Genomic DNA, 21,069 nt, shown 5'->3' with positions numbered 1-21,069 from the left:
GTCGGCGATCAGGCGGCCAGCGAGCTGGCCGCCCGGGCTCGCTTGAGCATCTTGGCGCGGTGTCGGAGTTCGCGTCGGGTGTTAGGTGCCGTTGAGGCCGCTGACCCGGCCAGCGGCCTTTCAGCCTCTGCGTCCCGTATCCGTGTGCCGGGCAGGGGTGGCGCGGTGGAGTAGTAGCTGTGGCCGGTGGGGGTGGTGAGCTCGAGCGCGTGTCTGATTTCGTTGGTGCCGGCGGACCCGGGTCGTGGCCGGCTTGTCCAGCCGGCGGTTTGTTTGGTGTAATTGCAGGCTTCGCAGAGCGCGGCTCCGTTGGCGGCAGTGGTCTCTCCGCCTTCGGACCATGGAATGACGTGGTCCATGTGCCGGATCGGGGCGTCGCAGTAGGGGGTGCGGCAGGTGTCGTCTCTGGCCTGGAGGAAGCGCCGGAGCCCGGGAGGGAAGAGCCTGGCCCTCGAATCCATCGCGACCAGGTCCCCGGTGCCCGGGGCGGTGTAGAGCCGCCGCAACCAGGTCTGCAGAGCGACGCCGGCTACCGCGGCGTCCGCTCCGGTGCAGCCCTTGCTTTTGAGCAGGTCGCGGGCCCAGCCGGCGGGGACGATGCCGTAGCCGGGGAGCCGGGCGGGTTCGGAGTCGCCCTGGAACAGGGTCCGGTCGGTCATGATGAGCTGGATCTCGATCCCGGTGATCCCGCCGGGGGTGCCGGTGAGGCGTTCGACGAGGCCGTCGGCCATGAGCTGGCCCCGGCCCCTCGGATCCCCGGCGGCGCGCAACGAATCGGCATGCCGGCTCAGGGCGGTGTACACGGCGACGCCTTCGGCGACGGGGAGTAGGGCGGTGAGGTAACACATGGTGTCCGGTGCGGGGCGGAGGCTGACGTGCCGTTCGGTGGCGGCGTGGCTGGCGCGTTGGGTGACGGAGCGGGGGTCGCGGCCGTAGGCGGCGGTCCGGGCGGCGGCGATGATCTCCCGGTCGCCGGCGCCGGCGAAGGTGCCGGTGTCGGCGGCGAGCTGGCCGTCGACGGCGCAGCGGTCCGCGGCGGACAGGCAGGCGGTTTCCTTCACGAGGAGGGTGGCGCGCCATTCGTTGAGCTGGCCGGTGTGAAGGGCGGTGAGGGTGTGCGGCATTTCGGTGACGAGGGCTTTCGCCAGGCCCAGGAGCCGTCCGCCGCGGGCGGGGGATTCGCGCCGGGCCAGGGCGATCTGCGCCGCGACCCCGGCGCCAAGCTCGGCCGCGGGCACGCCCTGCTCGCGCTGGGTGCGGCGCTGGGCGGCGTCGAAGGCGACCGCGATGCGGGCCTGCAGTGCGGCCGCGGCGGACTTCATGTCCTCCAGCTCCCGGAGCTGGTCAATCAAGCCGGCAGAATCACCGCACGGCCGGACAGCCGCCAGGGAACGGGCCACATCCCTGACCGCCACACTGCCTGCTGCCGCCGGAGCCTCGTAGGGCTCCCGATTGCCGTTCATACCTAGAGTCTTTCAGGCACCTACGACATTAATGCCCGGTGATCCGCCGCAGTCGTCTTCCCCAGTTGCCTGTCTACCTGTCATTGCGAGGGCGCCCACTAAAGCAACGCGGGGTTACCTAGCGCCCAAAATCCCCCGGCGGATGGGCCGCAAGTGACCCCGCGTCGCTCTGCCGCGGTGAACTAGGCTGGAGCGGTGACCCGCCTCATTCTTGCCTCCCAGTCCCCCGCCCGTACCAAGCTGCTCAGCTACGCCGGCATCCGGCACGAGATCCTCGTCTCCGATGTGGACGAGGACGCCGTCCAGGCCCGCTACGGCGTGACCGACCCGCACGACACCGCCCTCCTGCTGGCCCGCGCCAAGGCCGAGGCCGTGGCATCGCTGCCGGAGGCGGAGGGCGCCCTGGTGCTCGGCTGCGATTCGGTCTTCGAGTTCGACGGCGAGGCGCACGGCAAGCCGTACACGGCCGAGGTCGCCAGGGAACGGATGCTCCGGATGAGCGGCAGCATGGGCGTGCTGCACACCGGCCACTGGCTCGTGGACTGCCGAGACATGGACGGCGACACCGACGGCGAAGGGGCATACGACGACGGCGGCGTCACCGCACGCGGCACCGGCGCGACGATCGGCTCCGTGACCTCCGCCGAAGTGCACTTCATGGAGATGAGCGCCGAGGAAATCGATGCCTACATCGCCACCGGCGAGCCGCTGCAGTGCGCCGGATCCTTCACGATCGACGGCTACGGCGGGGCCTTCATCCGCAAGGTCGACGGCGACCCGCACACCGTCGTCGGGCTCTCCATTTCCACCCTCCGCGGGCTGCTGGGCCAAGCGAAGGTGGGCATCACCGAACTCTGGACCGAAGGGGCGGTGGACCCTGCTGAGGTGCGGGCTGAGTGAGTCAATTCGCTGCTCCTTGTAGCAATCCTACAAAGGATGGGCCGTTTACGCGCGGAATCCGCAAGTAATATCGGCCGAACCCACAAAACCGCGCTAGGCTCCCTGAAGGAAAGAAGGAGACGCCTTGTCAGTAAATTCGGAGCAGTCCGCAAAACCCGTGCAGCGATCATCCCCGGAAGGCAACGCCGCCGGCACCCATCCGATGAGCAAAGTGCTGATTGCCAACCGCGGCGAAATCGCCGTGCGCATCATCCGCGCCGCACGCGATGAAGGCCTCGCCTCCGTGGCGGTCTACGCGGACCCGGACCGGGACGCCCTGCACGTGCGCCTCGCGGACGAGGCCTACGCCCTGGGCGGCAACACCGCCGCCGAGTCCTACCTTGTGATGGACAAGCTGATCGAGGTGGCCCACCGCTCCGGCGCCGACGCCATCCACCCCGGCTACGGCTTCCTGGCCGAAAACGCCGAGTTCGCCGCCAAGGTGATCGCCGCCGGCATCACCTGGATCGGCCCCTCCGCCGAGGCCATCTCCGCCCTCGGCGACAAGGTCCAGGCCCGCCACATCGCGGAAAAGGTCGGCGCACCGCAGGTCCCCGGCACGGCCGACCCTGTGGAATCCGCCGAGGAAATCCTCGAGTTCGTGGACAAGTTCGGACTGCCCGTGGCCATCAAGGCCGCCTTCGGCGGCGGCGGACGCGGCATCAAGGTGGCCCGCACCCGCGAGGAAATCCCGGAGCTGTTTGAATCCGCCGTGCGCGAGGCCGTCGCCGCATTCGGCCGCGGCGAGTGCTTCATCGAGCGCTTCCTGGACGCCCCGCGCCACGTCGAGACCCAGTGCCTCGCCGACGCCCACGGCAACGTCGTGGTGATCTCCACCCGCGACTGCTCGCTGCAGCGCCGCAACCAGAAACTCGTCGAAGAAGCGCCGGCACCCTTCCTCACCGAAGAGCAGAACCGACTGCTCTACGAATCCTCCAAGGCCATCCTCAAGGAAGCCGGCTACCTCGGCGCCGGCACCTGTGAGTTCCTCGTGGGCCAGGACGGCACCATCTCCTTCCTCGAGGTCAACACCCGGCTCCAGGTGGAGCACTGTGTCTCCGAGGAAGTCACCGGAATCGACCTCGTCCGCGAGCAGTTCCGGTTGGCCCGCGGCGAGGAGCTCGGCTACGGGGATCCCGAGGTCCGCGGTCACTCCATCGAATTCCGCATCACCGGCGAGGACCCGGGGCGGAACTTCATGCCCGCGCCCGGCACCATCACGCGCCTGTTGAACCCCACCGGCCCCGGCGTCCGGATCGACTCCGGCGTGGAGCAGGGCGACGTCATCAGCGGCAACTTCGACTCGATGCTCACCAAGCTCATCGTCACCGGCGCCACCCGCCCGCAGGCCCTCCAGCGCGCCCGCCGCGCCCTCGAGGAGATGGTGGTCGATGGCATCCCCACCGTCATCCCGTTTGACCTCGCCGTCGTCAGCAACCCTGACTTCGCCCCCGCCGAGGGACCGTTCAAAGTCCACACCCGCTGGATCGAGACGGCTTTCGTCAACGACATCCCCGCCTGGACGCCCACCGGCACCGACGCTGAAGCGCCCGACGCCGGCGAACGGCAGCGCGTCGTCGTCGAGGTCGGCGGCAAGCGCCTGGAGGTCGTGCTCCCGGCGTCGCTGGGCTCCGTTACTTCCGGTAGCGGGGGCGGCGGCAAGCCGGCGAAGGCCAAGAAGCGTTCCCGCAGCGGCGGTGCCCCGGTCGCGGCCAGCGGCAACGCCCTGACCTCCCCCATGCAGGGCACCATCGTGAAGGTGGCCGTCGCCGAGGGCGACGCGGTTGCCGAAGGCGATCTCGTCGTCGTGCTCGAGGCCATGAAGATGGAACAGCCGCTGACCGCGCACCGGGCCGGAATCGTGATGGGGCTGGCAGCAGCCGCCGGCGAGACCGTCTCCGCGGGCGCCGTAATAGCCCTGATCGAGGACGCCGTCGCCGAATAGCCGCCGCTGCCGGGCACGGGCGCGCCTCTGGCGCCACCATGCCCGGCGCAGGCAGACTTGGTCCGTGAAGCCATTCCTGCTCCTCGCCTCGCGTGCCGAGGACAAAGCCGCCGAGGACGAATACCGCGCCTACCTGCGCTATACCGGGCTCGAACCCGCGCAGCTGCACCGGATCCGGATGGAGGCGGCTCCGCTGCCGGAGCTGGATCTCTCGGCGTATTCGGGAGTGATCGTGGGCGGAAGCCCTTTCACCTCCAGCGACCCGCCCGAGCAAAAAAGTGCCGCCCAGCACCGGGTGGAGCGGGAGCTTGCCGCGCTCCTGGACCGGATCGTGGCCGAGGATTTTCCCTTCCTTGGCGCCTGCTACGGGGTCGGCACGCTGGGCCTGCACCAGGGTGCCGTGATCGACCGGACCTACGGCGAAGCGCTCGGGGGCGTGACCATCAAGCTGACGGAAGAAGGGCTGCTGGACCCCCTGCTGAAGGGCCTGCCGGAGAACTTCACGGCCTTCACCGGCCACAAGGAAGCCTGCAGCGTTCTCCCCTCCCACGCGGTGCTCCTGGCCAGTTCCGCCCCCTGCCCGGTGCACATGTTCCGGATCAAAACCAACCTCTACGCCACCCAGTTCCACCCCGAGCTCGACGCGGAAGGGCTGGTCACCAGGATCGACATCTACCGCCACGCCGGCTACTTCCCGCCGGAATCGGCCGAAACGCTGATGGAGGATGCCCGGCAGTTCACGGCGACGGAACCGATGAAGATCCTCCGGAACTTCGTGGAGCTGTACGCCAGCTGACGGGTCCGGGCTGAGCCCCGCCTGAAGAAGCCCGGCGCGAAAAAGCCCGGCGTGTTCAGCTTGGATTCTAGGGATCGTTGCAACACCTGTTGGTTAGGTGGTTAGTAGTAAATCACGTAAACGCTCGGCTGGAGTATTCCAGCCGAGCGTTTTGCGTGGGCGTCCGTTGAGTTCCTGCGCGACGTGTTCGAGGTCTTCAGGCCCGTAGACGGACAGGTCGGTGCCCTTCGGGAAGTACTGGCGCAGCAGCCCGTTGGTGTTCTCGTTCGAGCCGCGTTGCCAGGGGCTGGCGGGATCGCAGAAATAGACGGGCATGTCGGTGGCAAGGGTGAAGGATTTGTGGGTGGCCATTTCCGCGCCCTGGTCCCAGGTCAGGGATCCTCGCAGGTGCGCGGGCAGGGTGGCCATGGTCTTGACGAGGCCGTCGCGGACGGTTTCGGCGGTGTGGTCATGTGGCAGGTGGACGAGCATCACGTAGCGGGTGGTCCGTTCGACCAGGGTCGCGATCGCTGACTGGTTATAGGCGCCGGTAATGAGGTCCCCTTCCCAATGGCCTGGCACGGCGCGGTCCTCGATCTCGGGCGGGCGCTCGGAAATCATGACCATCGGGTCCACGAACCTGGGGGTGCGTTGCTCGCCGGTGCGGTGGGGTTTGCGGCGGGTCCGGCCGGTGCGCAGCGCTGCCTGTATCTCGCGTTTGAGGCCGCCTCTGGCCTGGACGTAGAGGGCTTGATAGATCGTCTCTGGGCTCACACGCATCTCCGGGTTGTCGGGGAACTCTTCGACCAGCGTGTGGCTGATCTGCTCCGGAGACCAGCGTAGGAGCAGCTTGTCCTTCACATAGTCACGCAGGTCCGAGTCGCCAGCGAGCTTGGCCGTCTTGGGCCGGGCCCGCCGGGCAGCGGCCTTCCGATGCGCCCCGTGCGGCAGGTAGCCCATCCGGGAATCGGTATTCCTGGCCAGCTCGCGGCTGATCGTTGAAGGCGATCGTCCCAGGGCGTGGGCGATCGCCCTGATCGAAGTGCCGGCGGCCTGCAGGTCCCGGATCAGCTCCCGTTCCTGCACGGTCAGGAACCGCGGATCGATAGATTTCTCCAACGCTGATACCGGTACGGGGACCAGGGTCGTTCCGGTCGTGCCGGCGGGAGGGGTCATGGTGGTCACACCACGTTTGTAGTCGACGATTCGGCCATCCGGGTAAATGCGTCGGCCGCCGGACTTACGGATTCCCTGGTCCCACTCTTCGGCGGTCCGGAGATGTATCCCGACCGCTGCGGCAGCTTTGCGCCGACTCACGCCGGTCTTGCGCAGCCGGAAGTACTCATCCCGGCCTGGGTGAGGACCCGTCCCCGTTTTGCCATGGCTTTTCAGCCCGGCTTTACGGACCCAACCGGCGCAAGTTGCGGGATTCAGTCCCAACTCCCGTGCGGCCTGCGTCGTGCTCTTGACGCGGTCGAACACGACGAAGAACTCAGCCTTCTGCGCAGGCGTGTATTTCCTCTGCCCAGCTTCCCGATTCCGTGGGACCCGCTCAGGGAGCCGAGATTTATGGACCCATTGGTAGCACGTCATCTGATTGAAGCCGAGCTCCGCCGCGGCCGCGCTCACACTCCCACACCGGTCCAACACCGAAAAGAACTGAGCCTTCTGCTCCGGCGTGTATTTCCTCCGGCTGGCAGCTTCCTTCGTTAAAGACGACACGGTCGTTGCAACTCCCAAAAATTCTGGGTGTTGCAACGACCGCTAGAACCCGCCCAGTGAACACGCCGGGCTTTTTCCTCAGGAACGAGGTCGGAGCGTCAGGCCACGTTGTTCTCGTAGTCCAGGTCGCGGGTTTCCTTGCTCAGGAACAGTGCCACCAGGGTCAGGACCGACATGGCGGTGAGGTAGACACCGACCAGCACGGGGCTGCCCTTCGCCATTTCCCAGAGCCAGACGGCGATGAACGGGGCCACCGCTGCGCCCAGGATGCTGGAGAAGTTGTAGCTGATGGCGGAGCCGGTGTACCGGACGTTCGCGGGGAACAGCTCCGGCAGCAGCGCGCCCATCGGCCCGAACGTCAGGCCCATCAGGGAGAAGCCGAGGATCAGCAGGGCCATGGTGCCGATGAAGCCGCCGCTGAAAAGCGGGACGAACAGCAGCCCGAAGGCGAAGATGCCGGCGGTGACGGCGATCAGCATCTTGCGGCGGCCGAACTTTTCGGCCAGCGGGCCGGAGATCAGGGTGAAGATGCCGAAGAAGACGACGCCGGCAATCAGCATCCAGAGGAAGTCGTTGCGGGTGAAGCCCAGGCCGGGCACGAAGGCGGCCGCGGCGGCCTCGGTCATCGGCTTGCCGGCCTTCTCTGCGGCTGCCTTGGCGGCGCCCAGGCTGGAGGCGCGGGTGCCGTAGGTCAGCGTGAACGTGGTCATCAGGTAGAAGAGCACGTACGTGGCGAGCATGATGAACGTGCCCAGGATGAGCTGGCGCCAGCTGGTCTTGAAGACCCTGGCCAGCGGCAGCTTGGCGACCACTTTGGATTCCAGCACCTTGGTGAAGGCGGGTGTTTCGATGAGTTTGAGGCGGACGTAGAGGCCGATGATGACCATGACGGCACTGATCAGGAACGGCACACGCCAGCCCCAGGCTTCGAACGCCGCCGGAGTCAGGGTGTAGCTGAAGACCAGGAAGATCACGTTGGCAATGATGAAGCCGATCGGGGCACCCAGCTGCGGGAACGTGCCGTAGATGGCGCGCTTGTTGGCCGGGGCGTTCTCGGTGGCCAGCAGGGCCGCGCCGCTCCATTCGCCGCCGAGGGCCAGGCCCTGGGCGAAGCGCATGACGACCAGCAGTGCCGGGGCCCAGAAGGTCCAGCCCGGGACGAGCGCCGTGGGCAGGCAGCCGATGAGGAAGGTGGCAATACCCATGGTCAGCAGAGATGCCACCAGGGTGCCCTTGCGTCCGAACTTGTCACCGAAGTGGCCGAAGACAATTGAGCCGAGCGGGCGGGCGACGAACGCGACGCCGAACACGGCAAAGGAGCTCAGCAGCTGGGTGGTCTCGTTCTGGCCCGGGAAGAACAGCTTCGGGAAAACGAGTACCGCGGCTGTGGCGTAGACGTAGAAGTCGTAAAACTCCACGGTGGTGCCGATCAGGCTGGCGACGATCACGCGGCCGCGCGAGTTCACCGGTTTGGCGGACCCAAGCTCCGTGGAAGTGGCAGTGGATGGCATGTAGTAGCACTTTCATCAAGACCGGACGGAGTTGCTGCAGGGCGCGAGGCCCCGGGCCGTTCGGCTAAGGGATTGGTATATGTCTGATAATAGTTCCCGCCGTCCACTGACTGGACAAACGTTCCACTATTTGGACATTCATATTTGTCTCACGTGGTGGTCATCACACTATGCCCCACGGCTTCCCTCACGCTGCAACCAACGCGCCGATAGGCAAACGTCACAGCACGTTAACAAACGGCGACGGTCCCGGAAACGCGGCTTCTCTACCGTGGAAGGACAACACCCCCAAGGAGGTCCCCGTGACTGCTGAACGCACCGCAAACGCCCAAACCGGCGTTTCCCCCGATATCCACGCCGGCACCACCCTCGGTGGGCCCGCCCTTGAGTACCGTCCCGGCCGCTGGATCGCCAACTGGGATGCCGAGAACAAAGATCAGTGGGAAACCCTGGGCCGCCCCATTGCCCGGCGCAACCTGAACTGGTCCATCTTCGCCGAGTTCCTGGGCTTCGTGGTCTGGCAGCTGTGGTCAATCGTCGTGGTCCAGCTGCCCGCGGCCGGCTTCACCTTCACCACCTCGGAAATCTTCTGGCTGATCTCGATGCCCAGCTTAGTGGGCGCCACCCTCCGGATCCCGTACACGTTTATGGTCCCCCGCTTCGGCGGCCGCAACTGGACCATCGTCTCGGCCCTGCTGCTGCTGATCCCCTCGACCGGACTGGCCCTCTGCGTCTCCAACCCGGAGACCCCGTTCGGCACCATGCTCCTCGTTGCAGCCCTCGCCGGCTTCGGCGGCGGCAACTTCGCCAGCTCCATGGCCAACATCACCTTCTTCTACCCGGCCCGCGAAAAGGGCTGGGCGCTGGGACTGAACGCCGCCGGCGGCAACCTCGGTGCCGCCGTCGCACAGCTTGCCGTTCCGATTGCCATCACCCTCCTGGCCGCCGGCACCGTCAACCTGCCCATGGCCGGCCTCATGTGGGTCCCGCTGATCCTGCTCGCCGCGTTCGGCGCCTGGAAGTACATGGACAACCTCACCAGCGCCAAGGGCGACGTCGCGGGCTCGCTCGCCGCGCTCAAGGAACCACACCTGTGGGTCATGGCGCTGCTGTACATCGGCACCTTCGGCTCCTTCATCGGCTTCGCCGGCGTCTTCCCCAAGCTCATCAAGGACTACTTCCCGGCGTTCTCATCGATCGGCGTCGGCACCGTGGCACTCTCGCTGGCGTTCCTCGGACCGCTGGTCGGCTCGCTGGCCCGCCCCTACGGCGGCCGGATGGCCGACCGCATGGGCGGCGCCCGGATGACCGTTACAGCCTTCGCCGCCATGGCCGTCATCACCCTGACCATGATCTGGACCCTGCCGCTGAAGAACTTCTGGCTCTTCCTGGTCCTGTTCCTGATGCTCTTCACCGCCAGCGGCTTCGGAAACGGTGCCACCTACCGGATGATCCCCATCATCTTCGCCACCTCAAGCCGTGCAGCAAAGTCAGGAGCCAGCACGGTGACCACCCAGCGGCTCGCGTCCTCGGCCCTGGGCCTGATCTCGGCCATCGGTGCTTACGGCGGATTCGTCATCCCGCAGGTGCTCAACGCCTCGAACTCCGCCAGCGGCTCCTACACCCCGGCGTTCTACGGATTCGTGGGTGCCTACGTCCTGATGCTCGCCGTCTGCTGGTTCTTCTACATCCGCAACGCCAACCGAAATGCGATGGGACACGTCTAACATGACCAAAAGCGCCGACACGCACTGCCCTTACTGCGCTCTGCAGTGCGCCATGACGCTCAAGTCCCCAGCGGCTCTGACCCCGGCTGTCCAGCCGGGGTCAGACCCCGTGCCGGCCGCTGACTCCCCCGTCCTCGAGGCGCCCGCTGAGGCGCCCCTCGAAGTCAGCGGACGCGATTTCCCCACCAACCGCGGCGGCCTCTGCCGCAAGGGCTGGACCTCCGCCTCGCTGCTGACCCACCCCGGCCGCGTCACCGAACCGCTGCTCAAGGACGCCGACGGCGTGCACCGCCCGGTCAGCTGGGACAAGGCCCTGGACCTCATCACCGCCGCGGTCAAGGACACCCGGGCCCGCTACGGGGCCGACGCCGTCGGCGTCTTCGGCGGCGGCGGGCTGACCAACGAGAAGGCCTACCAGTTGGGCAAGTTCGCCCGGCTGGCCCTGGGTACCTCCCGGATCGACTACAACGGCCGGTTCTGCATGTCCTCGGCCGCCGCAGCCGGGATGCGCGCCTTCGGCCTGGACCGCGGCCTGCCCTTCCCGCTGGAGGACCTCGACGCCGCCAGCACCATCCTGATGCTCGGCTCCAACGTCGCCGAGACCATGCCGCCGTTCGTGCAGCACCTGCAGGGCGCCCGCGACGCCGGCGGGCTGATCGTGGTGGACCCCCGCCGCTCGGCCACCGCTGCGTTCACGTCCGACGGCGGCGGGCTGCACCTGCAGCCGCTGCCCGGCACCGACCTCGCCCTGCTCCTCGGCCTCTCCCACGTCGTGATCCACGAAGGCCTCGCCGACTCGGGCTACATCGCCTCCCGGACTTCGGGTTACGAGGCCCTGGTCCGGAGCGTCGCCTCCTACTGGCCGGAACGCGTGCAGTCCCTGACCGGCGTCCCTGCCGGGCTGATCCGGGACACCGCCCGCAGGCTGGCCGACGGCGCCCGGCAGGGCGGCAGCTACATCCTCACCGGCCGCGGCGTGGAACAGCACGTGGACGGCACGGACACCGCCACCGCCGCCATCAACCTCGCGCTGCTGCTGGGCCTGCCCGGCTCCGCCCGCAGCGGCTACGGCACCCTCACCGGCCAGGGCAACGGCCAGGGCGGCCGCGAACACGGCCAGAAGGCCGACCAGCTCCCCGGCTACCGCAAAATCACCGATCCCGCCGCCCGCGCCCACATGGCCCGCGTCTGGGGCGTACCGGAAGCGCTCATCCCCGGACCTGGCGTTCCCGCCGTCGAACTGCTCAAATCCCTCGGCCAGCCCGACGGCGTCCGCTGCCTCTTCGTGCACGGCGCCAACGTGGCGGTCTCCGCCCCGGACGCGAACGCCGTGATCAAAGGACTGCGGAGCCTGGACTTCCTGGTGGTCTGCGATTTCTTCATCTCCGAGACCGCCGCCGAAGCGGACCTCATCCTGCCGGTCACCCAGTGGGCCGAGGAGGAGGGCACCCTGACCAACCTCGAGGGCCGCGTGCTCCGCCGCCGCCGCGCCCTCGCTCCCCCGCCTGGGGTGCGCACGGAGCTGTGGATCATGACCCGGCTGGCCGAAGCTCTGGACGCGCCGTCAATGTTCAGCGAGGATCCGGAGACCGTTTTCGAGGAGCTCCGGCTCGCGTCCGAAGGCGGCCTGGCCGACTACTCCGGGATCGATTACGCCATGCTGGACCGCGGCGAGGCCGCCTACTGGCCCTACCCGTCCGGAAGCACCGGCACGCCGCGGCTGTTCCTGGACTCCTTTGCCCACGCGGACGGCCGGGCGGTGTTCACGGCGGTGACACCCCGCCGTCGTACGCCTTCCGCCGCGGACGCAGCATCAGCCGCAGACCGGGCCGGAACGGCGATGACCCTGATCACCGGCCGGCTGATGGAGCACTACCAGTCCGGCGCGCAGACCCGGCGGGTCGCCGCCCTCGCCGCCGCCCAGCCGGAAGCAAGGCTGCAGATCCATCCTGCGGCCGCCGCCGCGCAGGGCATCGCCGACGGCGACTTCGTCTCGATTTCCAACGGACGCGGCGAGGTCAGCTGCCGCGCCGAACTGAGCACGGACATCCGGCCGGAGACGGTGTTCCTGCCGTTCCATTTCCCGGAGCTGGAGAGCGCCAACCGTCTCACCGAGGCCGCCACGGACCCGATTTCCGGGATGCCCGAGTTCAAAACCAGCAAGGTGTGGGTCCGGCCGGGCGCTGCCAATCTCGGCGTCGATGTACTGCAGAAAGAGGGTGCCTCATGACTGAGCGGATTGTTGTTGTGGGCTTCGGGCCGGTGGCCGCGCGGCTGGTTGATGAGTTGCTGCCGGCGGTGCGCGGCGGACTGGCGCACCTGACGGTGATCGGCGAGGAGGCGGAGGCCGCGTACAACCGCGTGCTCGTGGCGGACCTCGGGGTCGGCCGGACCACGGCCTCCGCCCTGGCCCTGTCCGACGCCGCCGCACTGATTGCCGAGGGCGTCGACGTCCGGCTCGGCGTGCGCGTCCGCCGGGTGGACCGTGCCCGGCAGCAGCTGAAGCTGAGCGACGGCACCTCCGCCGGCTACGACCGGCTGGTCTTCGCCACGGGGTCCCGCCCCGTGATCCCCAACCTCACCGGGCTGAACCCGGATCCGGCCGCCCCCGTGCTGCCTGCCGGCGTGACTGCCCTCCGCGACCTGCGCGACGCCTCGGTGCTGCAGGCCGCGGTGGCGGGCGGCAAGCGCGTGGTGGTCCTGGGCGGCGGCGTGCTCGGCCTGGAGACAGCCCTGGCCGCGGCCGAGGAAGGTGCCACGGTCACCGTGGTGCACAACGGACCGCATCCGCTGGGCCGCAACATCGACCGCGGCGGCGGCGCGGTGCTCGCGGCGAGCCTGCGGAACTGCGGCGTGCGGGTGGCCGGCAACGCGCGGTCCGTCGGGGTGGAACACAACGCGCCAGACGGCGGCTTCTCGGCGCTGCTGCTCGATGACGGCTCCGCGATCGACGGCGACCTGCTGGTGCTCTCCTGCGGCGTCCGGCCCCGGACCGAACTGGCGGAAGGCTGCGGACTTTCGACGGCGGCAGGCATCCTGGTGGACCACAAGCTCCGTGCCCACCACGAACCCCACATCTTTGCGATCGGCGACTGCGCCGAGGTCCGCTGCCCCGATCCGGAGTGCGTCGAGTGCCGGACCGCGCGTGGTCCGTCCGGGCTGGTAGGTCCGGGGTGGCGCCAGGCGGAATGGCTCGCGGAGTACCTGGTGCTGCTGGCTTCCGGAGCTCCGGACTCTGGGGCTCTGCCGGTGCTGGCGCCGGAGCTGCCGGGCGTCATTGTGCTCAAGGCGCGCGGGATGAACATGGCCGTGGCCGGAGATGTTTCGGCAGACCCGTGGGATGAGGACGTTTTGACCGCCGGAGCAGTGAACGGGCGGGCCCGCCTGCAGATCGCCCAGTGGGCCGACCCCGAGCACGGCCGCTACGTCAAGGTGACCACCCGCGCCGGGGTGCTCGAAGGCTTGGTGTCTGTGGGCATGCCCCGCACCGCGGCGGAGCTGGTGCAGCTGTTCGAACGCGGCGCGGAGCTGCCGGCGGACCGGTCCTTGTTGCTGCGCCTGGACGGTCCGGACCAGGCGTCTGCAGCGGGTGCCGCGGATCCGGAGCGGACCGTGTGCCGGTGCGCGGGGGTGAGCGGGACGAAGATCGCTGCAGCCGTTGGTGACGGGTGCGGGACTGTGGCTGAGGTGTCAGGCGCGACGCGGGCGGGCACCGGCTGCGGCGGGTGCCATGACGACATCAAGGGGATCATCGAGAAGCACTTCGAGGGGGCGGTGGCGTAGGGGCTGGGGTGTCCTCAACTTGGGCAGGCCCGAGTTCAGGGCGATCAGCGCGCATCATTACGTGTCCCGAGACCAAATAGCGGTTTCCGCACACCATGTTCCGACGGGTTCCATCCAGCGCCAGCCCAGAATCGGCCCTACACGTTCGCGTCACAGGAATCGGGCAGGGAGCGGTTGCCCGGTAGCATCGGGGCCATGAGCGCCGACGAGGACGACATCACCGAAGAACTGCTGGCTGACGCCGAGAAGCTGACCGGGCTGAGCCTGGAGCTCCTGGGGCTCGACCCGCATCCCGATGACATGACAGCTGAGCAGCGGCTCCAGTTCGACCCGGAAGACCTGGAGGAGATGGCCGCCGTCACGCCGGAGGATCGTGAGAAGTTAGTGCGCCAGACGCGCCTGCTGGCAGGCCTGCTGTGGAACTCGTCGAGCATCCTCATCGACCAGCTTTTCCGTGACCTGGGCACGCTGAGCCAGCTGGAAGCCGTCACGCCCACCGATATCGCAGGAACCTCGGTGCTGTCCTCGCTGCCGCCGCAGTTCGCCGCCAGCTACGACGCAAAGTTCGCCCAGAAGTTCATCGTGGTCGCAGCCGACGTCACCGCATCGCTGGTCCGCGGCTGGACCGCCCCCGGCTGCCTCGCCGCCGAACTCGCCGTCCGTTGCCTGCTCGACCAGGCCGAAATCACCGAGGACATCTACGAACTGGACCTTCCCGAAGACTGGCGGGCCGACGTCGAAGAAGTCCTGCTGGAGGACGCGGACAGTGAGGCCCTGTATTCGGACAGGCTCGATGATCTCGAAGATGACGCCAGCGAACTGGACTTCGAGCACTGGTTCAAGCCGTTCACCGCCGGCGACACCGTTCCGCCGTACGCTTACTCCTGACCCGGGGCGGCTCAGGGCCCCCTGGCGAGGTGCGTGGCGGGGTCGAAGGGCTCGAACAAGGACGAGCCGATCATGAAGATGCCGCGCTGCGGGATCCAGAAGTCACCGAGCCTGTCCTGGACGGACAGCGCTGAAGTCTGACCCAGGCTGTGCCCCTGCAGGTGCGCCTTGCTCTCGCGGACAAACCACATCCGCCGGGGCCGCGCCCCAAGCTTTGGCCGTTGGGCACCCGGCCCGTCAGCCCGATGTGCCCCGCCCCCAGCGCGGGGCCGGCGACAGCCCCCATGGCGCGCAGGAATGTCCGGCTTCGCCACAGCGGCTCCGGAACCGCGCCGGACACCGCGGACATCAGCCGGCTCACCGGCGTCGCGGCCAGCGTCAGGTCCCAGTTCAGGTCCACGCCGTCTCAGACCTCCACGCTGAAGGAGTAATCGTCACGCCACCGGATGGAGATCCCGACCGTTGATGCCGATCCGAGGGCGCTGCGGAAGTACCGGGGGCAGGAGGACCCGGGGTCGGTGGTGCTGTGCATTGTCCAGACGCCGCAGGGTGCGGGGACTCTGCTTGGGCGGGCCCGCCCGGAGACTACATGTGGACGTGCAGGCGCCTCGCGGCTTCGGAAATGGAACCGCTCAGGGACGGGTACACGGTGAAGGTGCTGGCGACGTCGTCGACGTGCAGTTTCTGGGTCACCGCGAGGGAGATCGCGAAGATCAGCTCGGAGGCGTTCGGTCCCACCACGACGCCGCCGATCACGGTGCCGGAACCCTTCCGGGCGAAAATCTTGACGAAGCCGTCCTTGTGGTTGCGCATCTTGGCGCGGGCGTTGCTTTTCAGCGAAAGCTTGACGACGTCGCCCTGGTACTTGCCGGACTCGATCTCTGCCTCGGAGACGCCCACGTTGGCGATCTCCGGCGAGGTGAAGATGTTCGAGGCCACCTGGTGCAGCTTGAGCGGCATGACGCTGTCGCCCAGGAAGTGGGCAATCGCGATCCGGCCCTGCATGGCAGCCACGGAGGCCAGGGCCAGGACGCCGGTGCAGTCACCCGCGGCGTAGATGTTCGGCGCGGTAGTGCGGGAGACGCCGTCGACCTTGATGTGGCCGCTCTCGGTGAGCGCCACGCCGGCCTCCTCGAGGCCGATCCCGTCCGTGTTGGGGATGGAGCCGACGCAGACGAGGCAGTGGCTGCCGGAAACCGTCGAGCCGTCGCCGAGGGTGACCACAACGCCGTCCTCGGTGCGTTCCACGGACTCGGCGCGCGAACGGGACAGCACCTTGAGGCCGCGGCGCTCGAAGACGCCTTCCAGGACCTCGGCTGCGTCCGTGTCCGAACCCGGGAGCACGCGGTCGCGGCTGGAAATCAGCGTGACCTTGGAACCCAGGCCGTTGTAGGCGGAGGCGAACTCGGCGCCGGTGACACCGGAACCCACCACGATCAGGTCCTCGGGGAGCTCGTCCAGGTTGTAGATCTGGGCCCAGTTCAGGATCCGGACGCCGTCCGGCCGCGCCGTGGGGAGTTCGCGCGGGTGGGCGCCGACGGCCAGCAGGATCGCGTCGGCCTCGACGGTTTCGGTGCCGTCGACGGTGAGGACCTCGATGGTGTGGCTGTCCAGCATTTTGCCGGAGCCGATCAGGATGCGGACGCCCTGGTGCTCCAGGCCGGCCCGGATGTCGTCGGACTGCTTCCGCGCGAGGCCCAGGAGGCGGTCATTGATGTGTTTGAGGTCGGCCCGCATCACCGGGGCGAAATCACCGCCGTCGACGTCGAACTTGACGCCCAGCTCGCCGGCCTCGCCCACGCGGGTCATCAGGTCCGCCGTCGCAATCAGCGTTTTGGACGGTACGACGTCGGTCAGCACCGCGGAGCCGCCGAGCCCCGCACGTTCGATGATGGTGACCTTCGCCCCCAGTGACGCGGCGACCATGGCGGCTTCGTAGCCACCCGGCCCCCCGCCGAGGATTGCGATGCGGGGTGAGCTGAAATCGGGATGCGTAGTCACAATCATCCATTGTCCCCCATCCGCCCCGGCCCACCAAGAAACGGGCCCGCACCATGCCGCACGCGGTGCTGGGCAGCACGGCACAGGCAGGATAACTTGTACCGGTGAGTACAACAGAATTCCTGGACACTGATCCCTTCGACGCCGCCCGCGCCGCCGCCGACTACATCGCCGAAGAGACGGGCGTCGAGGCCCACGACGTGGCCCTTGTGCTCGGTTCGGGCTGGGGCGACGCCGCCGAACTGATCGGCGAGACCACCGCGACACTGTCCGCGGCCGAGGTCCCGGGGTTCTCCTCGCCGTCGGTGGTGGGCCACACGGGCACCATCCGCTCGGTGCTGACCAGGGAGGGCAAGCGGGCCCTGGTCCTGGGCGCGCGCACCCACTACTACGAGGGCAAGGGCGTCCGCGCCGTGGTCCACGGCGTGCGCACCGCCGCGGCGGCCGGCTGCAAGACGCTGGTCCTGACCAACGGCTGCGGCGGCCTGAACGAGGACTGGACGCCCGGCACGCCCGTACTGATCAGCGACCACATCAACCTCACCGCCACGTCCCCGCTTGAAGGCGCCACCTTCGTGGACCTGACGGACCTGTACTCCTCGCGCATCCGCGCCCTGGCCCGCGAAGTCGACGCCTCGCTGGACGAGGGCGTCTACGCGCAGTTCACCGGACCGCACTACGAGACCCCGGCCGAGGTGCAGTACGCCAAGCGGATCGGCGCCAGCCTCGTGGGCATGTCCACGGCGCTTGAGGCCATCGCCGGCCGGCACGCCGGCTTGGAGGTGTTCGGCATTTCACTCGTGACCAACCTCGCCGCCGGCATCAGCCCGGTTCCGCTCAGCCACGGGGAAGTCCTCGAAGCCGGTCAGGCCGCGGGCCCGCGCATCTCCCGGCTGCTCGCGGAGATCATCGCCAAGCTCTAGAAACCCACATCGTGCGCGGGCTTGCGAGTGGCGCGTCCCGCGCGGCGCCATGAGGGTTCGGGCCGACTCGCCGTTACGGCCAGGGTCAGCGGTCGGTGGATTCCCTTGCCGGAGACAAGGGTATCGAGGTTCCGTATTCACTGGCGGCCCATGAGGCGAGCAGGCGCATCGCCTGTTCGGAACCGGAGCCGGGCTCTGCGGTGTAGATGGTGAGTGTCAGGCCGGGTTCGGCGGCCATTTCCAAGCCCTCGAAGGCCAGCGTGAGTTCGCCGACGACCGGATGGTGGAACGTCTTGAAGCCGGTGCCGTGATGACGGACGTTGTGCGCGCCCCACCGGCGCCGGAACTCCTCGCAGCGGGTGCTGAGCTCTCCGATGAGGTCGTGGAGTTCCTTGTTGTGTGGGTCCCGGGAGGCTTCGGTGCGCAAGATGGCGACGGTCACCTCGGCGAATAGGTCCCAGTCGGGGTAGAAGTCGCGCGCGCGGGGTATCGAGGAAGGTGTACCGGGCGATGTTCGGCGGCTGGCCCGGCATGTCGTAGACGTCCTTGTAGAACGCGCGGGCCAGAGTGTTGACGGCGAGTAGGTCCATGCGTCCGTTGCGGACGAATGCCGGGCCGGCGGTGATCGCGTCGAGCGCCCACTGCAGGCTCTGGTGAGGGACCCACGTCTTCGAGTTGCGTCGCCGCGGCGGCCTGGCCACCGGGCTTGCCGCGTGGGCGAGGTCGAACAGATGCGCGCGCTCGGCGTCATCCAGGTCCAAGGCCCTGGCCAGGCTGTCGAGGACCTCGGGTGAGGCGCCGCTGATCGCGCCGCGCTCCAACCGCGTGTAGTACTCGACGCTCACCCCTGCCAAGGTCGCAACCTCGCTGCGGCGCAGCCCCTCGACCCGTCGATTGGCGCCGGATGGGAGACCGACCTGATCCGGAGTCACCTTGGCACGACGCGAGATCAGGAACTCCCGCACCTCCGCTCGATTGTCCATACGTCCACGCTAAACGATGTCCGCATGCCGAGGGAGTCCCTGTCGGTACCTCCACCAACCGGGACTCCCAGGTCCGCGCGATGAGTGGTGTCCTTGTATGGAAGGACGAACCGATAGCGAGGAGAGGACCCATCATGCGTGGAGTCATCATGCAGGCCCCCGGTGAGGTCCGCGTCGCCGACGGGGCGGCGGACGCCCCGATGGGTCGCATAGCCGTTCCGGGTTCTGCGGACTCGCCGGTTCCAGGCGACCGCCTGCCCTTGGCCGCTCTCCTGGTCATGGCGCTCATGGGATTCATCCTCATCGCCACCGAAACCATGCCCGCTGGCCTGTTGCCGCAAATCGCCGCCGGCCTGAGCACCAGCGAGGGCACCGCTGGACAGCTCGTCAGTGCCTACGCCCTGGGAACGGTCATCGCGACGATGCCCGCTGTCGCCCTGACCCGGGGCATGCGCCGAAAGCCGGTCTTCATCGTGGGAGCCCTCGGATTCCTTGTCGCTAACATCATCACGGCGTTCTCCGGCGAGATTGCGCTGTCCCTCGCGTCACGTTTCCTTGCCGGGGCCTTCTCCGGCCTGATCTGGGGAATGCTCGCCGGATATGCACGGCGCATCACCGCCCCGAAATACGCCGGCAGGGCGCTGGCGATCGCCTCGATCGGCACTCCGATCGGCCTGGCCGTCGGGACCCCACTGGGTTCATGGCTGGGAACAACGTTCGACTGGCGCTGGTCCTTCGGGACGCTGGCGGTCCTGACACTCATCACCGCCTTGCTCGCCGCGGCCCTCGTCCCCGATGCACCCGGCCAGGCGGTGGCCTCCCGCGTCCCGCTGGTGCGCATCCTCCACATTCCCGGCGTCGCGGTGATCCTCGCCGTCATCGTCACCTGGATGCTCGCGCACAACATCGTTTACACCTATATCTCCGCCTACCTCCGCTCCGGCAACCTCCGGCTCTCCGTCGACGTCGCGCTGGTGACCTTTGGCGTCGCAGCCCTGATCGGTATCGGCATCACCGGCGCCGTCATTGACCGCGCCCTCCGGCCACTGGTCCTTGGCAGCATCACACTGTTCATCGCCGCCGGTGTGGTCTTCATCATCGGCCACGAGTCAATCGTCGCGGTCCTTGTCGCGATCGTCCTCTGGGGACTGGCTTTCGGGGGCGCAGCAGCTCAACTGCAAACGGCCATCAGCATGGCAAGCGGCGAGAATGCCGACGTCGCGAACTCCATGCTCGGCGTCGCCTTCAACGTCGCCATCTTCGCCGCCGGCGTGATCGGCGCCGTCGTCATCGGCAACTTTGACGGCATCGCCCTTCCGGTCGTCATGAGCGGGCTTGCCCTGACCGCGCTGACGGTCGCATTTGTTGGGCGCCGCACGGCATTCCCCACGAAACCGTAGTCCTGCAGGCGATGGCCCCAGCCGCGCCCCCAACACCACAGCCCATCCCATTGACGCATGAGCGACCTTCGTCGGCCCTTGGGTGCCGGGTATTGCATGCCACTAAGCATGCTGATTAAATCGTGGTTACGGCCGCATTCCACGACCGGTCTACCGAAAGGAAGTACAGTCATGGGAATTCTCGCATTTCTCATCCTCGGGCTTATCGCAGGAGCCATCGCCAAGGCGGTCCTTCCCGGCCAGCAGGGAGGCGGCTGGGTGGTCACACTCGTTCTGGGTGTCGTGGGAGCAATCCTCGGCGGCTGGATCGGCTCGCTGATCTTCGGTGGAGGCCTCGGTGACTTCTTCGATCTTCGGACCTGGCTCCTCTCCATCCTCGGTGCCGTCATTGTGCTCCTGATCTTTGGCGCCGTTGCCGGCCGCAGAAGCAGGGCATAGCGACCAACCCGGCCGGGGCCGGCCTTCGCACGCACTATCGACAAACTGTCCTGAAAGCGTTCCTCCACCTCCCAAGGCAGCAGCCAGGCGATCCAGATGCCAAGCTCTAGTAGGGTTCGGTGGCAAGATATTTCAGCGCCTTCTGCCTGTCGTCCGGGAACCGCCGCTCCATCGAATCGGCGATTCCGGCGATGGTCTGGCGCGCCAGGGCTTGCCGCCACACCAGCTCGGCCTGGCGCATGGTCTGCGAAATGAGGCAGGTCCGGACATGGTTCACTCCTGCGTCGGGCTCGGGGATGCTTCCCAGGATGGCTTCACAGCGGAACGCCGGCTCGGGACCCTCGAGCGCCAGGACAATGTCCAGGACCGTGATGTTTTCGGGCCTGCGTGCCAGGTGGAAACCTCCCCGGGGTCCCGAGACCGAGGTCAGGACACCGGCGCGGACCAGCGCCTGGAGCTGCTTGTTCAGGTAGGCGCCGGGAAGCTTGTAGTACTCCGCCAGCCGGGCGCTGTTGACCGCCTCCCCCGCCGGTGTCCACGCCATGTTGACGCAACTGTGCACGGCCCATTC

16 protein-coding genes and 1 pseudogene are annotated in these 21,069 nt (G+C 67.9%); 10 read left to right on the top strand and 7 right to left on the bottom strand.

Features of this window, described 5'->3' with window-relative positions; genetic code table 11:
* Positions 1–8 precede the first annotated feature (8 nt).
* Positions 9–1,463, bottom strand: a complete 1,455-nt coding sequence (locus tag ACQCSU_RS18110; protein WP_426976625.1) for a DUF222 domain-containing protein — start codon at positions 1,461–1,463, stop codon at positions 9–11.
* A 195-nt stretch (positions 1,464–1,658) separates the two neighbouring features.
* On the opposite strand from ACQCSU_RS18110, the gene ACQCSU_RS18105 reads away from it, so the two are divergent.
* The 3 genes from ACQCSU_RS18105 (at position 1,659) to ACQCSU_RS18095 (ending at position 5,143) form a co-directional block, all read left to right on the top strand.
* Positions 1,659–2,363: a Maf family protein gene (locus ACQCSU_RS18105; RefSeq protein ID WP_426976624.1), complete on the top strand. Its 705-nt coding sequence runs from the start codon at positions 1,659–1,661 to the stop codon at positions 2,361–2,363.
* A 202-nt stretch (positions 2,364–2,565) separates the two neighbouring features.
* Entirely contained in the window at positions 2,566–4,347 is a 1,782-nt protein-coding gene (locus ACQCSU_RS18100; protein ID WP_426979841.1) for an acetyl/propionyl/methylcrotonyl-CoA carboxylase subunit alpha, read from the top strand.
* Positions 4,348–4,411: 64 nt separating this feature from the next.
* Positions 4,412–5,143, top strand: a complete 732-nt coding sequence (locus tag ACQCSU_RS18095; RefSeq protein ID WP_426976623.1) for a glutamine amidotransferase — start codon at positions 4,412–4,414, stop codon at positions 5,141–5,143.
* A gap of 93 nt (positions 5,144–5,236) precedes the next feature.
* Here ACQCSU_RS18095 and ACQCSU_RS18090 read toward each other — a convergent pair whose 3' ends face one another.
* Both ACQCSU_RS18090 and ACQCSU_RS18085 read right to left on the bottom strand, forming a co-directional pair.
* Complete coding sequence (locus ACQCSU_RS18090) at positions 5,237–6,439, bottom strand: IS30 family transposase (RefSeq protein WP_426976622.1); 1,203 nt, start codon at positions 6,437–6,439, stop codon at positions 5,237–5,239.
* A 503-nt stretch (positions 6,440–6,942) separates the two neighbouring features.
* Positions 6,943–8,355, bottom strand: a complete 1,413-nt coding sequence (locus ACQCSU_RS18085; RefSeq protein WP_426976621.1) for an MFS transporter — start codon at positions 8,353–8,355, stop codon at positions 6,943–6,945.
* A 302-nt stretch (positions 8,356–8,657) separates the two neighbouring features.
* Between ACQCSU_RS18085 and ACQCSU_RS18080 the strand changes: the two genes are divergently transcribed.
* The 4 genes from ACQCSU_RS18080 (at position 8,658) to ACQCSU_RS18065 (ending at position 14,753) form a co-directional block, all read left to right on the top strand.
* A complete protein-coding gene (locus ACQCSU_RS18080; RefSeq protein WP_426976620.1) occupies positions 8,658–10,082 on the top strand; it encodes an MFS transporter in 1,425 nt (474 codons plus the stop codon).
* 1 nt (position 10,083) lies between these two features.
* The gene (locus tag ACQCSU_RS18075) at positions 10,084–12,312 is read left to right on the top strand and encodes a molybdopterin oxidoreductase family protein (RefSeq protein ID WP_426976619.1); all 2,229 of its coding nucleotides are present in this window, start codon (positions 10,084–10,086) and stop codon (positions 12,310–12,312) included.
* The gene (locus tag ACQCSU_RS18070; RefSeq protein WP_426976618.1) at positions 12,309–13,865 is read left to right on the top strand and encodes an FAD-dependent oxidoreductase; all 1,557 of its coding nucleotides are present in this window, start codon (positions 12,309–12,311) and stop codon (positions 13,863–13,865) included. The genes ACQCSU_RS18075 and ACQCSU_RS18070 overlap by 4 nt, the downstream gene beginning before the upstream one ends.
* A gap of 195 nt (positions 13,866–14,060) precedes the next feature.
* Positions 14,061–14,753, top strand: coding sequence for a hypothetical protein (locus tag ACQCSU_RS18065; RefSeq protein WP_426976617.1), 693 nt, complete (start codon positions 14,061–14,063; stop codon positions 14,751–14,753).
* 11 nt (positions 14,754–14,764) lie between these two features.
* Here ACQCSU_RS18065 and ACQCSU_RS18060 read toward each other — a convergent pair whose 3' ends face one another.
* Entirely contained in the window at positions 14,765–14,944 is a 180-nt protein-coding gene (locus ACQCSU_RS18060; RefSeq protein ID WP_426976616.1) for a hypothetical protein, read from the bottom strand.
* Between the two features lie 394 nt (positions 14,945–15,338).
* The gene (locus tag ACQCSU_RS18055) at positions 15,339–16,754 is read right to left on the bottom strand and encodes an NAD(P)H-quinone dehydrogenase (protein ID WP_426976615.1); all 1,416 of its coding nucleotides are present in this window, start codon (positions 16,752–16,754) and stop codon (positions 15,339–15,341) included.
* 104 nt (positions 16,755–16,858) lie between these two features.
* Here ACQCSU_RS18055 and ACQCSU_RS18050 point away from each other — a divergent pair, with 104 nt between their 5' ends.
* Complete coding sequence (locus tag ACQCSU_RS18050; protein ID WP_426976614.1) at positions 16,859–17,677, top strand: purine-nucleoside phosphorylase; 819 nt, start codon at positions 16,859–16,861, stop codon at positions 17,675–17,677.
* 85 nt (positions 17,678–17,762) lie between these two features.
* Here the strand turns inward: ACQCSU_RS18050 and ACQCSU_RS18045 are convergent.
* Positions 17,763–18,660, bottom strand: a pseudogene (locus ACQCSU_RS18045) (helix-turn-helix transcriptional regulator).
* A gap of 134 nt (positions 18,661–18,794) precedes the next feature.
* On the opposite strand from ACQCSU_RS18045, the gene ACQCSU_RS18040 reads away from it, so the two are divergent.
* Positions 18,795–20,060, top strand: a complete 1,266-nt coding sequence (locus tag ACQCSU_RS18040) for an MFS transporter (RefSeq protein ID WP_426976613.1) — start codon at positions 18,795–18,797, stop codon at positions 20,058–20,060.
* Positions 20,061–20,231: 171 nt separating this feature from the next.
* The gene (locus tag ACQCSU_RS18035) at positions 20,232–20,498 is read left to right on the top strand and encodes a GlsB/YeaQ/YmgE family stress response membrane protein (RefSeq protein WP_426976612.1); all 267 of its coding nucleotides are present in this window, start codon (positions 20,232–20,234) and stop codon (positions 20,496–20,498) included.
* Between the two features lie 106 nt (positions 20,499–20,604).
* Here the strand turns inward: ACQCSU_RS18035 and ACQCSU_RS18030 are convergent, their stop codons facing one another.
* On the bottom strand, positions 20,605–21,042 hold the full coding sequence (locus ACQCSU_RS18030; RefSeq protein ID WP_426976611.1) for an RrF2 family transcriptional regulator: 438 nt from the start codon (positions 21,040–21,042) through the stop codon (positions 20,605–20,607).
* Positions 21,043–21,069 lie beyond the last annotated feature (27 nt).

Source organism: Pseudarthrobacter sp. O4 (genome assembly GCF_050157025.1).
GTDB lineage: Bacteria > Actinomycetota > Actinomycetes > Actinomycetales > Micrococcaceae > Arthrobacter.
Note: the sequence above shows the minus strand (reverse complement) of the source record. Positions and strands in the feature narration are given on the sequence as shown.

What these genes read in the sequence shown, in the direction of transcription:
- ACQCSU_RS18110 (WP_426976625.1), bottom strand. Translation starts at nt 1,463, where the DNA reads ATGAACGGCAATCGGGAGCCCTACGAGGCTCCGGCGGCAGCAGGCAGT.
- ACQCSU_RS18100 (WP_426979841.1), top strand. Translation starts at nt 2,566, where the DNA reads ATGAGCAAAGTGCTGATTGCCAACCGCGGCGAAATCGCCGTGCGCATC.
- ACQCSU_RS18085 (WP_426976621.1), bottom strand. Translation starts at nt 8,355, where the DNA reads ATGCCATCCACTGCCACTTCCACGGAGCTTGGGTCCGCCAAACCGGTG.
- ACQCSU_RS18075 (WP_426976619.1), top strand. Translation starts at nt 10,084, where the DNA reads ATGACCAAAAGCGCCGACACGCACTGCCCTTACTGCGCTCTGCAGTGC.
- ACQCSU_RS18070 (WP_426976618.1), top strand. Translation starts at nt 12,309, where the DNA reads ATGACTGAGCGGATTGTTGTTGTGGGCTTCGGGCCGGTGGCCGCGCGG.
- ACQCSU_RS18065 (WP_426976617.1), top strand. Translation starts at nt 14,061, where the DNA reads ATGAGCGCCGACGAGGACGACATCACCGAAGAACTGCTGGCTGACGCC.
- ACQCSU_RS18060 (WP_426976616.1), bottom strand. Translation starts at nt 14,944, where the DNA reads ATGTGGTTTGTCCGCGAGAGCAAGGCGCACCTGCAGGGGCACAGCCTG.
- ACQCSU_RS18040 (WP_426976613.1), top strand. Translation starts at nt 18,795, where the DNA reads ATGCGTGGAGTCATCATGCAGGCCCCCGGTGAGGTCCGCGTCGCCGAC.
- ACQCSU_RS18035 (WP_426976612.1), top strand. Translation starts at nt 20,232, where the DNA reads ATGGGAATTCTCGCATTTCTCATCCTCGGGCTTATCGCAGGAGCCATC.
- ACQCSU_RS18030 (WP_426976611.1), bottom strand. Translation starts at nt 21,042, where the DNA reads ATGGCGTGGACACCGGCGGGGGAGGCGGTCAACAGCGCCCGGCTGGCG.